Annotated in this window: 11 protein-coding genes; 4 read left to right on the top strand and 7 right to left on the bottom strand. The window is 74.1% G+C overall.

Going from position 1 to position 13,502, the window contains the following annotated elements; all coding sequences use genetic code 11:
• Positions 1-19 precede the first annotated feature (19 nt).
• Positions 20-2,497: a DNA translocase FtsK 4TM domain-containing protein gene (locus ACQPZO_RS07785; protein ID WP_433348334.1), complete on the bottom strand. Its 2,478-nt coding sequence runs from the start codon at positions 2,495-2,497 to the stop codon at positions 20-22.
• Between the two features lie 113 nt (positions 2,498-2,610).
• On the opposite strand from ACQPZO_RS07785, the gene ACQPZO_RS07780 reads away from it, so the two are divergent.
• Both ACQPZO_RS07780 and ACQPZO_RS07775 read left to right on the top strand, forming a co-directional pair.
• Complete coding sequence (locus ACQPZO_RS07780; protein ID WP_433348332.1) at positions 2,611-3,090, top strand: YbjN domain-containing protein; 480 nt, start codon at positions 2,611-2,613, stop codon at positions 3,088-3,090.
• Positions 3,087-4,799, top strand: coding sequence for a YbjN domain-containing protein (locus ACQPZO_RS07775; RefSeq protein ID WP_433348330.1), 1,713 nt, complete (start codon positions 3,087-3,089; stop codon positions 4,797-4,799). The genes ACQPZO_RS07780 and ACQPZO_RS07775 overlap by 4 nt, the downstream gene beginning before the upstream one ends.
• 76 nt (positions 4,800-4,875) lie before the next feature.
• On the opposite strand, the gene ACQPZO_RS07770 is transcribed toward ACQPZO_RS07775, so the two are convergent.
• The 5 genes from ACQPZO_RS07770 to ACQPZO_RS07750 all read right to left on the bottom strand — a co-directional run bounded on the left by ACQPZO_RS07770 (position 4,876) and on the right by ACQPZO_RS07750 (position 11,025).
• The gene (locus ACQPZO_RS07770) at positions 4,876-6,564 is read right to left on the bottom strand and encodes a ribonuclease J (protein WP_405112485.1); all 1,689 of its coding nucleotides are present in this window, start codon (positions 6,562-6,564) and stop codon (positions 4,876-4,878) included.
• A 52-nt stretch (positions 6,565-6,616) separates the two neighbouring features.
• On the bottom strand, positions 6,617-7,543 hold the full coding sequence (dapA, locus tag ACQPZO_RS07765) for a 4-hydroxy-tetrahydrodipicolinate synthase (protein ID WP_433348328.1): 927 nt from the start codon (positions 7,541-7,543) through the stop codon (positions 6,617-6,619).
• A 53-nt stretch (positions 7,544-7,596) separates the two neighbouring features.
• The gene (gene thyX / locus ACQPZO_RS07760; RefSeq protein WP_396674778.1) at positions 7,597-8,334 is read right to left on the bottom strand and encodes an FAD-dependent thymidylate synthase; all 738 of its coding nucleotides are present in this window, start codon (positions 8,332-8,334) and stop codon (positions 7,597-7,599) included.
• Between the two features lie 763 nt (positions 8,335-9,097).
• Positions 9,098-9,799, bottom strand: a complete 702-nt coding sequence (locus ACQPZO_RS07755; RefSeq protein ID WP_433348326.1) for a DUF2752 domain-containing protein — start codon at positions 9,797-9,799, stop codon at positions 9,098-9,100.
• Complete coding sequence (locus ACQPZO_RS07750; protein WP_433348324.1) at positions 9,796-11,025, bottom strand: winged helix-turn-helix domain-containing protein; 1,230 nt, start codon at positions 11,023-11,025, stop codon at positions 9,796-9,798. Before ACQPZO_RS07750 ends, ACQPZO_RS07755 begins: the two co-directional genes overlap by 4 nt.
• 78 nt (positions 11,026-11,103) lie before the next feature.
• Between ACQPZO_RS07750 and ACQPZO_RS07745 the strand changes: the two genes are divergently transcribed.
• The gene (locus ACQPZO_RS07745; RefSeq protein WP_433348322.1) at positions 11,104-11,655 is read left to right on the top strand and encodes an N-acetyltransferase family protein; all 552 of its coding nucleotides are present in this window, start codon (positions 11,104-11,106) and stop codon (positions 11,653-11,655) included.
• Here the strand turns inward: ACQPZO_RS07745 and ACQPZO_RS07740 are convergent.
• Entirely contained in the window at positions 11,631-12,863 is a 1,233-nt protein-coding gene (locus ACQPZO_RS07740) for a glycosyltransferase 87 family protein (protein WP_433350860.1), read from the bottom strand. The two genes, ACQPZO_RS07745 and ACQPZO_RS07740, sit on opposite strands and share 25 nt — an antisense overlap.
• 35 nt (positions 12,864-12,898) lie before the next feature.
• Here ACQPZO_RS07740 and ACQPZO_RS07735 point away from each other — a divergent pair, with 35 nt between their 5' ends.
• The gene (locus tag ACQPZO_RS07735) at positions 12,899-13,483 is read left to right on the top strand and encodes an N-acetyltransferase family protein (RefSeq protein ID WP_433348320.1); all 585 of its coding nucleotides are present in this window, start codon (positions 12,899-12,901) and stop codon (positions 13,481-13,483) included.
• The last annotated feature ends 19 nt before the right edge of the window (positions 13,484-13,502 follow it).

Raw genomic sequence — 13,502 nt, 5'->3', positions numbered from 1 at the left:
TCGTCGTCGTGGGCGGTGTTCAGTCCCCCGCGCCGCCCAGGCCGGCCAGGACCTCATCCAGCTCGTCCGGCTTGACCAGCACGTCGCGGGCCTTGGAACCCTCCGACGGGCCGACCACGCCCCGGGTCTCCATCAGGTCCATCAACCGGCCCGCCTTGGCGAAGCCGACCCGCAGCTTGCGCTGGAGCATCGAGGTCGAGCCGAACTGCGAGGTGACCACCAGCTCGACCGCCTGCACCAGCAGGTCGAGGTCGTCGCCGATCTCCTCGTCGACCTTCTTCCTGGTGTCCTGCGCCGGGGCCAGCACGTCCGGGCGGAACTCCGGCTCGCGCTGGTCCTTGCAGAACTTCACCACGTCGGCGATCTCGCGCTCGGTGACCCAGGCGCCCTGGATCCGGACCGGCTTCGACGCGCCCATCGGCAGGAACAGCCCGTCGCCCCGGCCGAGCAGCTTCTCCGCGCCCGGCTGGTCCAGGATGACCCGCGAGTCGGCCAGCGACGAGGTGGCGAACGCCAGCCGGGACGGCACGTTGGCCTTGATCAGGCCGGTCACCACGTCGACCGAGGGGCGCTGGGTGGCCAGCACCAGGTGGATGCCGGCCGCGCGGGCGAGCTGGGTGATCCGGACGACCGAGTCCTCCACGTCGCGGGGGGCGACCATCATCAGGTCCGCCAGCTCGTCGACGATCACCAACAGGTACGGGTACGGCCGCATCTCCCGCTCGCTGCCCGGCGGGGCTGTGATCTCCCCACTGCGCACCTTGCGGTTGAAGTCGTCGATGTGCCGGACCCCGTTCGCGGCGAGGTCGTCGTAGCGCATGTCCATCTCGCGGACGACCCAGTCCAGCGAGTCGGCCGCCTTCTTCGCGTTGGTCACGATCGGGGTGACCAGGTGCGGGATGCCCTCGTAGCCGGTCATCTCGACCCGTTTCGGGTCGATCAGCAGCAGCCGCACCTCGTCCGGAGTGGCCCGGGTGAGGATGGACACCAGCAGGGTGTTGAGGCAGGACGACTTCCCGGCGCCGGTGGCGCCCGCGATCAGGATGTGCGGCATCTTCGCGAGGTTGGCCACCACGAAGCCGCCCTCGATGTCCTTGCCGAGGGCGACCACCATCGGGTGGTGGTCGCTGGTGGCCACCCGGGAGCGCAGTACGTCGCCGAGGGCCACGTTCTCCGGGTCGGTGTTCGGGATCTCCACGCCGACCGCGCTCTTGCCCGGGATCGGGCTGAGGATCCGCACGTCCGGCGACTTCACCGCGTACGCGATGTTGCGGGAGAGCTGGGTGATCCGCTCGACCTTGACGCCCGGCCCCAGCTCGACCTCGTACCGGGTGACCGTCGGGCCCCGGGTGAAGCCGGTCACCTCGGCGTCCACCCCGAACTGGTCGAACACGCCGGTCAGCGCCGCGATGATCTCGTCGTTGGCCTTGCTCCGGGTCTTCGGCGCGGCGCCACCGCTGAGGATGTTGGCCGGCGGCAGCGTGTAGTCGCCGGACAGGCCGCTGAGCGCGAGCTGCTCGGCCCGGGTGGGCGCGGGCGAGTGCTCCGGCGGCTCGACCGGCTTGCGGGTGGCGGGCACCTTCGCCGGGGGCTTGCGGGGCAGCACCACCGTCTCCTGGAGGTCGACCCCCTCGTACCCCTCCTCGAAGTCGTCCGGGTCGGGCAGCGGCGGCGCGGCGCGCTTGGCCGGGCGGCGGCGGGCCGGCTTCTTCTCGACCACCTCCACCACCTCGACCTCGACCTCGTCGACGGCCGGCGGCGTGCCGGCCACCGCCCCGGCGAGCATCCCGAGCCGCTCCGGGATCTTGTTGATCGGGGTGGCCGTGACCACCAGCAGGCCGAAGACCAGCAGCAGGAGCAGCAGCGGCACGGCCACCCAGGCCGTTACGGCGCTCTCCAGCAGGTCGCCGACGCCCGCGCCGATCAGGCCGCCGGCGTAGTCGCGCTGGACCGAGTCCACCGGGTTCTGTCCGATGTGCAGCATCGCCGCCGTGGCGACCAGCATGGACCCCCAGCCGACCAGGCCCCGGCCGCGGTGCTCCGGGTCGGCCGGCGTGCGCATCAGCCGCCACGCGCCGATCGACAGCAGCACGGGCACTACGACCGAGATCGCCCCGAGGAAGAGCCGGACCGTGTCCGCGAGCCGGGCGCCCAGCGGGCCGGCCCCGGAGAACCAGATGGCCACCGCGCTGAGCAGGGCGAGGCCGAGCAGCAGCAGGCCGCCGCCGTCGCGCCGGTGCTCCGGGTCGAGGTCGCGGGCCGAGGCGGCCTGCCGGCCGGCAGCCCGCACCGCCCAGCCGACGCCGTGCGCCAGCCCCATCCACACCGTGCCGACCGCGCGGCCCACGTGGTGCGCCCGGCCGGGCCGCGCTGCGGCGGTGCGCCGCCGGGGCGCCGCCTTGGTGGTCTTCTTCGCCGGCTGACGGGCACGACTGTTCGTGGTGCCACGCGGCGACGCGCCGCGTCGCCGGCTCGCCTGAGAGGTACGGCCCGCCATAGAGTCACCGTAACGGCGGGACCCGGCGGATCGCCGCTTTTCCGGGTCGTGTCCGCGCGTCGCAGCACTGACGGCGCCGCCTGTTGTGTTATTCGCCTCAGAAGGGATGCCCGATGGCGTCGTCGGATTTCGAGGACGGCCCGGACGGCCCCCTGGCCGGGCCTGGCCGAACGCTGCGCCCGTTGACCGGCGAGCTGATCGCCGCCGTGCTGCACGCCCGGGGGTACGCGGTCTCGGGGGACCCGCAGGGCCGGCTGCTCGGCCGCTGGGACGACAGTCTCATCTGGTTCCTACGGATGGGCGCCGCCGGTGAGATCCTCCAGGTGCGCACCGTCGCCGGGCCGACCTTCCCCATCGAGTACGTGCCGACCCTGCACGCCTTCTGCAACTCCTGGAACCACGACCGCTACTGGCCCAAGGCCTTCGTACACGTCGACGACGACGGGCGCGCCCTGGTCTGCGGCGAGGTGATCACCGACCTGGAACGCGGGGTGACCCCGCACCAGCTCGACCAGCTGCTCGACTGCGGCATCTCGACCGGCTGCCAGCTCGCCGCCGCCGTCGGGCAGCTGGCAAGCGGGGCACGGCAGTGACCGGGACGGCCGGGCAGCCGCGCCCGTGGGACGGCCGGCTCGGGGGCCGCGGGGAGGGCCGGTCCCGGGGGCCGGCGAGCGGCGACCGAAGCCCGGCCGAGGCGCTGGCCGCCGCCCGGGACCTGCCCGACTCCGAGCCGCGCGCCGCCGAGCTGGAACGGGTCGCCGCCACCGCCGAGGCGGCCGGCGACCTGCGCACCGGCCTGGACGCCCGGTTCGCGCTGATCGACGCGTATCTGCGGCAGGGTGAGCGGTGGCGGCTGTTCGAGCCGGTCCGGCGCTGCCGGGAGCTCCTCGACCGGGTGCCCGGGCCGCCCGGCGAGCGGGGCGTCGAGCCACGCCGCTACCAGCGCTTCGCGGTGGAGGCGGTGTTCGCCACCCCCCGCATCGGGCTGGACCAGGCCCGGGCCGAGCTGGACGACCTCGCCCGCTCCCCCGGCGGGCCGGGCGACGCGGACGACACGCCGGGCGACCTGGTGGCCGAGCTGCGCTGCCGGCTCGCCGACCACCTCGGCGACGAGCCGGCGGCCCGCCGCTGGTACGACCGCTGGCGCACCGCCCCCGTCGACCCGGCCGCCGGCTGTCCGGGCTGCGCCCCGTCCCGCCGAGCCGAACTGCTCACCGGCTGGGGCGACTGGGCGGCGGCCCTGGCCGAGCTGCGCCCGCTGTTCGACGAGCCGGCGCGGGGCTCGGCGTACTGCACCGACCAGCCCGAGCGGGCGCTGGCCGGGGCGCTGCTGCCGCTGCTGCGCGCCGGTGAGCCGGAGCGGGCCGCCCGGGCGCACGTCGAGGCGTACCGGCGGCACCGGCGGGAACGGGCGGCCTTCCCGTACCTCGCCGCGCACCTGCGGTTCTGTGCGCTGGGCGGGCACCTGGACCGGGGCCTGGACATCCTTGCCGAGCAGGTGCCCCGGCTGGGCCAGCCGGCCGACGACATGGCGACGATGGAGTTCGCCGCCGCCGGGGCGCTGCTGTGCGCCCTCGCCACCGAGGCCGGGCGGGGCGACCGGCGGATGCCCGAACCGCGCCCCGCCGACCGGGCGGGCGGGGACATCGACGTGGCCCGGCTCGGCGGGCTGCTGGCCGAGCTGGCGACCGGGCTCGCGGGCAGCTTCGACGCCCGCAACGGCACGGGTCACCAGTCCGGCCGGATCGCCGCCCGACTGGCCGAACGGCCGATCGCCGACCCGGTCCCGCTGCCCGCCGACGAGGTGGACGGCGACGGCACCGGCACCGGCGGCACCGGCGACAGCGGCACGGACGGCGACGGCACCGACGACGGATACGACGGGCTGGCCGACGACGAGCCGGGGGCGCTGACCGTCGCCCTGATCACGGCCGCCCTGGACCGGCGAGGAGACACCTGGACGCTGCGGACCGGCGGGGCCGTGGTCGGGCGGTGGGACCCGGCGGTGATCGAGTTCCGGCAGGCCGGGGAGCGGGGCGAGATCCTGCACATACGGGTGCTGGCCACCCGGCGCCTGCCGGCGGACCGACGCGCCGAGGCGTACGCGTTCTGCAACGCCTGGAACCACGACCGGCTGCTGCCCAAGGCGTACGCGCACGACGACGGCGGGGAGCTGGTGCTGGCCGGCGACGTCACCACGGACCTGGCCCACGGGGTGGCCCCGGCGCAACTCGACGTGCTGGTCACCGCGGCGGTCGCCACGGGCGTGACGTACGCGGAGGCGGTCGCCGCGCTCCCCTGACCCAGGGCCAACGGGCCGACGCCGGCCCACCCCGAGGGGTGGGCCGGCGTCGGGACGCGCGGTGAAGTGTGGGCCGTCAGACCTCGACGACCGTCGGGACGATCATCGGCCGACGCCGGTACTTGTCGTTGACCCAGCGCCCGACGGTGCGCCGGACGATCTGCTGGAGCTGGTGCGGGTCGGTGATGCCGTCCGCCGCGGCCCGGTTCAGCGCCTCGGTGACCAGCGGAATAACCGGATTGAACGCCTCCGGGTCCTCGGAGAAGCCCTTCGCCGAGAGGGTCGGCCCGGCCACCACCTTGCCGGTGACCGAGTCGACCACCACGGTGGTGGCGATGAAGCCGCCGTCGCCGAGGATGCGCCGCTCGGTGAGCAGCGACTCGCTGACGTCTCCGACGGCCAGGCCGTCGACGTAGACGTACCGGCTCTTCACGTGGCCGACCAGGCTGGCGCGGCCCTCGACCAGGTCGACGACGTCGCCGTCCTCGCAGAGCACCACCCGGTCCGGGGCGACCCCGGACTCGATGCCCAGCCGGGCGTGCGCCCGCAGGTGCCGCCACTCGCCGTGCACCGGCATCAGGTTGCTCGGGCGGACCACGTTGAGCAGGTAGAGCAGCTCGCCGGCGGGGGCGTGGCCGGAGACGTGCACCTTCGCGACGTCCTTGTGCACCACCACCGCGCCGGCCCGGGCCAGCCGGTTGATCACCCGGTACACCGAGGTCTCGTTGCCGGGCACCAGCGAGGACGCCAGCACCACCGTGTCGCCGGGGGCGATGGTGATGTGCCGGTGGTCGCCGCTGGCCATCCGGCCCAGCGCGCTCATCGGCTCGCCCTGCGAGCCGGTGGACATCAGCAGCAGCTGCTCGGGCGGCAGCGTGGTCGCCTCCTCGATGCCGACCACGAGGCCCGCCGGGATGTTGAGCAGGCCGAGGTCCCGGGCGATGCCCATGTTGCGGACCATCGAGCGGCCGATCAGCGCGACCTTGCGGCCGTGTTCGGCGGCCGAGTCGAAGACCTGCTGCACCCGGTGCACGTGCGAGGCGAACGAGGCGACGATGATCCGCCCCTTCGCCTTCGCGAAGATCGAGTCGAGCACCGGCCCGATCTCCCGCTCCGGGGTGACGAAGCCGGGGATCTCCGCGTTGGTGGAGTCCGACAGCAGCAGGTCGACGCCCTCGGCGCCGAGCCGGGCGAAGCCGGCCAGGTCGGTGATCCGGCCGTCCAGCGGGAGCTGGTCCATCTTGAAGTCGCCGGTGTGCAGCACCAGGCCGGCCGGGGTGCGGATGGCCACCGCGAGGGCGTCCGGGATCGAGTGGTTGACCGCGAAGAACTCGCACTCGAACGGCCCGAGCCGTTCCCGCCCGCCCTCCCGCACGGTCAGCGTGTACGGCTGGATCCGCCGCTCGGCCAGCTTCGCCTCGACCAGGGCGAGGGTGAACTGGGAGCCGACGAGCGGAATGTCAGGCTTGTGGGCGAGCAGGTACGGCACCGCGCCGATGTGGTCCTCGTGGCCATGGGTGAGCACGATCGCCTGCACGTCGGCGAGCCGGTCCAGGATCGGCCCGAAGTCGGGCAGGATCAGGTCCACGCCCGGCTGCTCGACGTCGGGGAAGAGCACCCCGCAGTCGACGATCAGCAGCTTGCCGTCGTACTCGAAGACGGTCATGTTCCGACCGATGGCACCGAGCCCGCCGAGCGGGATGATCCGCAGGCCACCCTCCGGCAGCGGCGGGGGCAGTTCCCCCTCGTTGTGCGCCTCGGTCACGCGTCCACCTCATTCTGCGACGCCGCAACCCGGCGTCCGTCGTGTCGTTCGATCATTCGGGGAGCTCCAGACCCGCCGCCGCGCAGTCTGCGCGCAGCTGGGCGATCTCGTCGTCGGTGGCGTCCACCAGCGGGAGTCGTACGGGGCCGGCCGGCAGGCCCTTGGCTGCCAGGCCCGCCTTGACCAGGATGGTGCCCTGGGTACGGAAGATGCCGGTGAACAGGGGCAGCAGCCGCCGGTGCAGCGCCAACGCGGTGCCGGTGTCGCCCGCGTCGTACGCCTCGATCATCCGCTTCGTCAGCACGCCGGTGAAGTGGGTCGACGTGCCGACCACGCCCACGCAGCCGACCGCCAGGGCGGGCAGGGTGAGCGAGTCCTCGCCGCTGTAGTACGCCAGTTCGGTGCGGCTGGTCACCCACGAGGTGGCGGTGAGGTCGCTCTTGGCGTCCTTGACCGCGACGATGCGGCCGTGCTCGGCGAGGCGCACGATGGTCTCGGTGGCGATCGGCACCCCGGCGCGGTGCGGGATGTCGTAGAGCATGATCGGCAGTCCGGTGGCGTCCGCGACCGCGGTGAAGTGCCGGACCAGCCCGCTCTGCGGCGGCTTGTTGTAGTACGGGGTCACCACGAGCAGGCCGTGCGCGCCGGCCTTCTCGGCCGCCGCGGCCAGCTCGATGGTGTGCCGGGTGTCGTTGGTGCCGACCCCGGCGACCACCCTGGCCCGGTCGCCGATCGCCTCCGCCACGGCACGGATCAGACGTTCCTTCTCCACGTCGGTGGTGGTGGGCGATTCGCCGGTGGTGCCGTTGAGCACGAGCGCGTCGTTGCCCTGCTCGTCGACGAGGTGGTTCGCGAGCCGTACGGCGCCGTCGAGGTCGAGGGAGCCGTCAGCGTTGAACGGGGTCACCATGGCCGTGAGCAGTCGACCGAACGGGCGGGACACCGCCCGCTCGGCGGCAACTGGGTGGTCGTGCGTCATGTTCACAACCTAGCGGACGACCACCGGAGGGTCGGCGGGGAAGGGCTCAGGACTCACTCGCCGTGCGGGCTGACCGCGACCTGCGTGCCGTCGGGCAGGGTGGTGACGACGAAGTCGGCGAAGACGCTCGGGGCGACCCCCTGCAGCTGGCGCAGGCATTCCACCGCCAACTCCCGGATCTCCACGTCGGCCTGCTCGGTGGCCCGCATCGCGATGAAGTGCCGCCAGGCCCGGTAGTTGCCAGTGACCACGATCCGGGTCTCGGTGGCGTTGGGCAGCACCGCGCGGGCAGCCTGCCGGGCCTGCTTGCGACGCAGCGTCGGGTTGGGCTCGTCGGCGAACCGCTCTTCGAGGCCCTCCAGCAGTTCCGTGTACGCCCGCACGCTGGCCTCGGCGGCCTCGACGAACCGCTTGTGCAGCTCCGGGTCCTCGGCGATCGCCCGGGGCTCGACCATGGCGGCGTCCCGCTCCGGGACGTACCGCTGGGAGAGCTGGGAGTACGAGAAGTGCCGGTGCCGGATCAGCTCGTGGGTGAAGGAGCGGGACACCCCGGTGAAGTAGAAACTCACCGAGCCGTGCTCCAGCACCGACAGGTGCCCGACCTCAAGAATGTGCGCCAGGTAGCCGGCGTTGGTGGCGGTGGCCGGGTTCGGCTTCTTCCAGCTCTGGTAGCAGGCCCGGCCGGCGAACTCGGCGAGCGCCTGGCCGCCGTCGGCGTCGGTCGACCACGGCACGTCGTCCGGGGCCTGGAACTGGGTCCACGCGATCAGCTTGACCTGGGGCTGCACCATCTCCGGCATTCCTGCGACTTTAGTGGCCCCGTCGCCGGCGGCCCAAGTCGGGCTCGCCCACCCTCACCTGCGGTTCCTCGGCCCGAGCTGCGGATCCCAGTGCGTTTCCCCCGCCCACCGGCAGCCGGGGGTGGCCAAAGTCTCGCGGCCGGACCGGTCAAGACCTCGCGATCGGTCGACGGACGAGCGAAACAGGCGGGCTGGGTCGGCCGGGGCGGGCAGGCCGGGGCGGGGCGGGCGGGCCGGGGCGGGCGGGCCGGGGCGGGCGGGCCGGGCGGCAGCGGGGTGGGCTGAGGCTGCGGATGCGGTGCCCCGGCTTGGGCGGACTGCCCCTTGCCCGACGCCTATGGAGCTGCCCGCACAAACGGGGCACGCGGCTTCGCTCCTCCCTTCAGGCCGGACGTCTACGCACGCGCAGGGCACACGCGCCGGACGGCCGGACGGCCGGAGAAGCATGCGTGGCAGACGGGCCAGACAGGCGGACGGTACGGCAGGCGGGCGCACAAACGGGGCAGCTCCACAGGCACCACGGGAGCCACCCCCGCCACGGTCAGGAGCGCGAAAACCCGGGCCGGGCGCACAACGGTCAGGCGCGCGACGAACCCAGGCCGGGCGCACAGACGGGGCAGCTCCACAGGCACCACGGGAGCCATCCCCACCGCCGGCGAGGTTCTGGTGTCCGCGAACGGCAGCTATCCGATGCGCCGCCGCGACCGAGGCCCCGACCGAGGCCGGGAGCGTGCCGGGACGGGGACGGGGCCTGTCAGACGTAGAGGGAGGTGAAGGGTGCCCAGGGGAGGTTGCGGGCCACCGAGAAGACCAGCCAGAGGGCCAGGAACCCGCCGATCAGCTTCGAGCTGATCTGCGGCTCCGGCAGCCGCCAGCCGAACGCCTGCTTCCCGGCCCAGGCCACGAAGAGGTACGTCAGGAAGGGCAGCGCGAAGACGAAGAGGAAGTGGTGCCGGGCGGCGGCCGGCACGTCGCCGTGCAGCACGTACCAGAGCGCGCGGGTGCCGCCGCAGCCCGGGCAGTCCAGCCCGGTGGTGAGCTTCAGCAGGCAGCTCGGGGCGGCGTCGGGCGCGGCCCGGGTCGGGTCGCTGAGCAGCGCGTACGCCACGCCGAGGCCGACGCAGCCGAGCGCGGCCAGGGGCACCGCCCAGCGGGGCGAGCGGTCGTAGACCCGCATGACGAAGCGGGTCAACCGGTCCGGCTCGGCCATCGGGTACGCCCCCGGCGGCGGCCACGCGGAATCGGGCTGCTGACCCGCCGGCCACGCGGAATCGGGCTGCTGTCCCGTTGGGCAGGCGGCATCGGGCTGCTGGCCCGTTGCCCAGGCCGGGCCGTGCTGCTGGCCCGTTGGCCACGCGACCGGGGCGCCGGCCGGTGCGGACTGTGGGGCGGGTGCGCCCCCGGCCTGGGCGTCCGGCCGAGCGGCCGGGCCGTCAACGCTCGTCACGCCGCTCACGGTACACCGGGCCCGCCCCTCAGCGCGGCGGCCAGCGGGACGGCGAGGTCGCCGGCTGCCGGCGGGGCGACCGCGTCCAGCCCGAGCCAGCCGGCCAGCCGGTACAGCTCGGCGGCCAGGGCGATCGCCGTCTCCCCCGGGTCGACGCCCGGCTCCGCCCAGGCGGCCGGGACCAGCAGCACGCGCGCCCTCCGATCGGCCTTCAGGTCGACCCGGGCGGTGAACCGCTCACCCTGGAGGAACGGCAGCACGTAGTAGCCGTACACCCGCTGCGGGGCCGGCACGTAGATCTCGATGCGGTAGCTGAGGCCGAACAGCCGCTCGGTGCGGCCACGCTCCCAGACCAGCGGGTCGAACGGGCTGACCAGCGTGTTGCTCCGCGCCCAGCGGGGCAGCCGGGCGGTGGCGTGCAGCCAGGCCGGGTGTCGCCAGCCGCGCACCGTCACCGGGGTCAGCTCGCCGGCCTCGGCCAGCTCGGCGATCGCCCGCCGGGCACCGGCCGCCGGGAGGCGGAAATAGTCGCGCAGCTCCGGCTCGGCGGCCACCCCGAGCGACCGGGCAGCGATCCCGACCAGCGCCCGGTACGCCTCCGCGTCGGTCGGGGTGGGCGCGGCCAGCACGGCCGGGGGCAGCACCCGCTCCGCCAGGTCGTAGCGGCGGGCGAAGGACGTGGTGCGGTCGGCGGCGGCCACCTCGCCGGCCCAGAACAGGAACTCCAGGGCCTTCTTCACGGCCGACCAGTTCCACCCCCAGTTGCCGGTCTCCCGGGGGGCGTCGTGCTCGATCTCGGCGGCGGTCAGCGGCCCCCGGGCGGTCACCTCGTCGCGCACCCAGGCGACCAGGCCAGGCTGCTCCCGGGCGATGCGGCGCATTGCGCCCCAGGCGTCGTCGTGCGCCCGGGCCATCCGCCAGCGCAGCGTCGGGTGCAGCTCGACCGGGACCAGCGACGCCTCGTGCCCCCAGTATTCGAACAACTCCCGGGGGCTGCGGTAGGCCGCCGCGTCGAGCAGCGCCGTCGGATACGGCCCGAGCCGGCTGTAGAGCGGTAGGTAGTGCGCGCGTTGCAGCACGTTGACCGAGTCCATCTGGATCAGCCCGACCCGGTCGAGCACCCGGCGCAGGTGCCGTCGGGTGAGCGCCCCGGCGGGGGCCGGGTCGGCGAAACCCTGGGCGGCCAGCGCCACCCGCCGGGCCTGGGCGAGCGAGAGCGATTCCGGTGTGACCATCGGGGGCACCCTAATCCAGGCGTACGACACCGGTGCGGCTCGCTGGACGACGCGCCCGCCGGGGCATAGAACGGACGCATGCTGATCATCCGCCCCGAGGAGCCGGACGACGCCGAGGCGGTCGCCCGGGTGCACGTGCACGGCTGGCAGGACGGCTACGTCGGGTTCATGCCGGACGAGGTGCTGGACCGGCTCAACGTGACCGCCTGGGCGCAGCGGCGGCGGGACACCGGCACGGCCGACCCGGAGCACCCGTTCACCACCCTGCTGGCCGAGCGGGACGGTGCGGTCGTCGGGTTCACCACGTTCGGGCCGTACCGGAACAACCAGGACCGGGCCGACCTGGATCACACCCTCGGCGAGGTGCTGACCATGTACGTCGAGAAGGCGTACTGGGGGGACGGAACGAGCGGGCGGCTGCTGGCGGCGGCGAAGGAGCGGCTGGCCCGGCAGGGCTGGAGCGCGTACCGGCTCTGGGTGCTCCGGGACAACCGGCGGGCCCGCCGCTTCTACGAGCGGGCCGGGCTGTCACCGGACGGCGAGCGGACGACCTACCGCGTGCCGCTGGCCGGCGGAACGCCCCCGCTCGGTCTGGTCGAGCTGCGCTACGCCGGGCGCCTCGACGGTTGACCCGGCCGGCGGCGGCCCCCGGCCGACCCGAGCCCGACCGGCGCGGCCCACCTGCGGACCGGCAGGAACAGCAGCAGGGCCAGGCTGATCCAGACGTAGGTGTTGCTGCCGAGGAAGCCGTCGACGCCGGTGAAGTCCTTCTCCCAGGCCCAGACGATCCGGCTGATCAGGAAGCCGTACCCGATCGCGGCGGCGGCCAGCAGGACGCCGCGCCGACGGCTGCGGGCGGGGGCTGCCATGCCGTTGTCGACCAGCAGGATCAGCCCCGGCAGCAGCCACACCAGGTGGTGCACCCAGGTCACGGGGCTGACCAGGCACATCACCGCGCCGGTCAGGGCCAGGCCGGTGGCCTCGTCGCCGGCCGCCGCGGCGGCCCGGGACCGCCACGCCCAGACCGCGAGGGTGGCCAGCACCAGCACCGCCCAGGCCAGGCTGCTGGGGTGCTCGGGGTTCAGCCGGGCCACCACGCCGCGCAGCGACTGGTTGGACACGAACGCCAGCTCGCCGACCCGGCCGGTGTTCCACAGCGCCGAGGTCCAGAACTCCCGGGACGCGTCGGGGAAGAGCGCGGCGGCGACCAGGCTGGCCGTGGCGGCGGCGCCGACGGCGGTCAGCGCGGCCCGCCAGCGCCCGGTGACCAGCAGGTAGACGAGGAAGATCCCCGGAGTCAGCTTGATCGCGGTGGCCACGCCGATGCCCACCCCGGCCCACCGGTTGCCGGCCGGCAGCAGCCGCAGCAGGTCCACCGCGACCAGGAACAGCAGCAGCATGTTGACCTGGCCGAAGTTGACCGTCTCGCGCATCGGCTCGAACGCGGCGGCCAGCAGGAGCGCCACGGCGAGGGCGTACCAGCGGGTCCAGCCGGCGCGGCGGGCGATCGGGTCGACCAGCCACCAGATCAGCACGGCGCTGACCACCACGGACGCGGCCACGCTCACCACGATCGCCGCCGTCCAGGGCAGCACCGCCATCGGCAGCATCGCCAGGGCGGCGAACGGCGGGTAGGTGAAGCCGTACTGGGTGCCGGGCTTGAGGAAGTCGTAGATCTCCCCGCCGTCGTGCACCCAGAAGTTCAGCGCGCCGTAGTAGACCTTCAGGTCGAAGAAGCCGTGCCGCACGGCCGCCATCGACAGAAACAGGGCCACCACGACGGCGAGGCAGCCGACGACAATGACCTGCCCGGTCCTCCGTTCGGCACCCTGCGCCACCATCGTCTCCCCCGCCCTGCGTAGGCTCACGTCCCATGGCTCTCGGGTACGTCCGCCCGGCGCGTCCGGAAGACGCCGGCGAGATCGCACACATCCAGCTCGCGACCTGGCGGGTCGCCTACCGCCGGATCCTGCCCCGGCACGTGCTCGACAACCTGGACGAGGCGTACCTCGCCCGGCGGTGGAGTGCGGCCGTGCAGGAGCCGCCCTCGGGCGCGCACCGGGTGCTGGTCGCCGTCGAACAGGCCGAGCAATCGTATCTGGTGGGGTTCGTCGCCTCGGGTCCGGCCGACGCCGAGTCACTCGCCCCGAACGAACCGGCCGAGGCGCTCGGGCCCGACGTGGTGGCGGTGACGGACCTGCTGGTCGAGCCGCGCTGGGGCCGACGCGGGCACGGCAGCCGGCTGCTCGCCGCGAGCGTGGACCTGTGGCGGGAGGACGGTTTCGGCCGCGCGGTGGCGTGGGCGTTCGACGCCGACCCGGCGACCCGGAAGTTCCTCACCACCGCCGGCTGGGAGCCCGACGGGGCGGCCCGGGCCCTCGACGTGGACGACATGCTGGTCAACCAGCTCCGGCTGCACGTCGCGGTCTCCGCCGACGATCCGGCCCCCGCCGACTGACCGGCTCCCGGCTCACCAC

The organism is Micromonospora sp. CA-111912 (genome assembly GCF_050948415.1).
In the GTDB taxonomy this organism is placed as follows: Bacteria; Actinomycetota; Actinomycetes; order Mycobacteriales; family Micromonosporaceae; genus Micromonospora.
Note: the sequence above shows the minus strand (reverse complement) of the source record. Positions and strands in the feature narration are given on the sequence as shown.

Excerpts from the sequence above, each read along its gene's own strand:
- ACQPZO_RS07785 (WP_433348334.1), bottom strand. The coding sequence starts at position 2,497 with ATGGCGGGCCGTACCTCTCAGGCGAGCCGGCGACGCGGCGCGTCGCCG.
- ACQPZO_RS07780 (WP_433348332.1), top strand. The coding sequence starts at position 2,611 with ATGGCGTCGTCGGATTTCGAGGACGGCCCGGACGGCCCCCTGGCCGGG.
- dapA (WP_433348328.1), bottom strand. The coding sequence starts at position 7,543 with ATGACGCACGACCACCCAGTTGCCGCCGAGCGGGCGGTGTCCCGCCCG.
- thyX (WP_396674778.1), bottom strand. The coding sequence starts at position 8,334 with ATGGTGCAGCCCCAGGTCAAGCTGATCGCGTGGACCCAGTTCCAGGCC.
- ACQPZO_RS07750 (WP_433348324.1), bottom strand. The coding sequence starts at position 11,025 with ATGGTCACACCGGAATCGCTCTCGCTCGCCCAGGCCCGGCGGGTGGCG.
- ACQPZO_RS07745 (WP_433348322.1), top strand. The coding sequence starts at position 11,104 with ATGCTGATCATCCGCCCCGAGGAGCCGGACGACGCCGAGGCGGTCGCC.
- ACQPZO_RS07735 (WP_433348320.1), top strand. The coding sequence starts at position 12,899 with ATGGCTCTCGGGTACGTCCGCCCGGCGCGTCCGGAAGACGCCGGCGAG.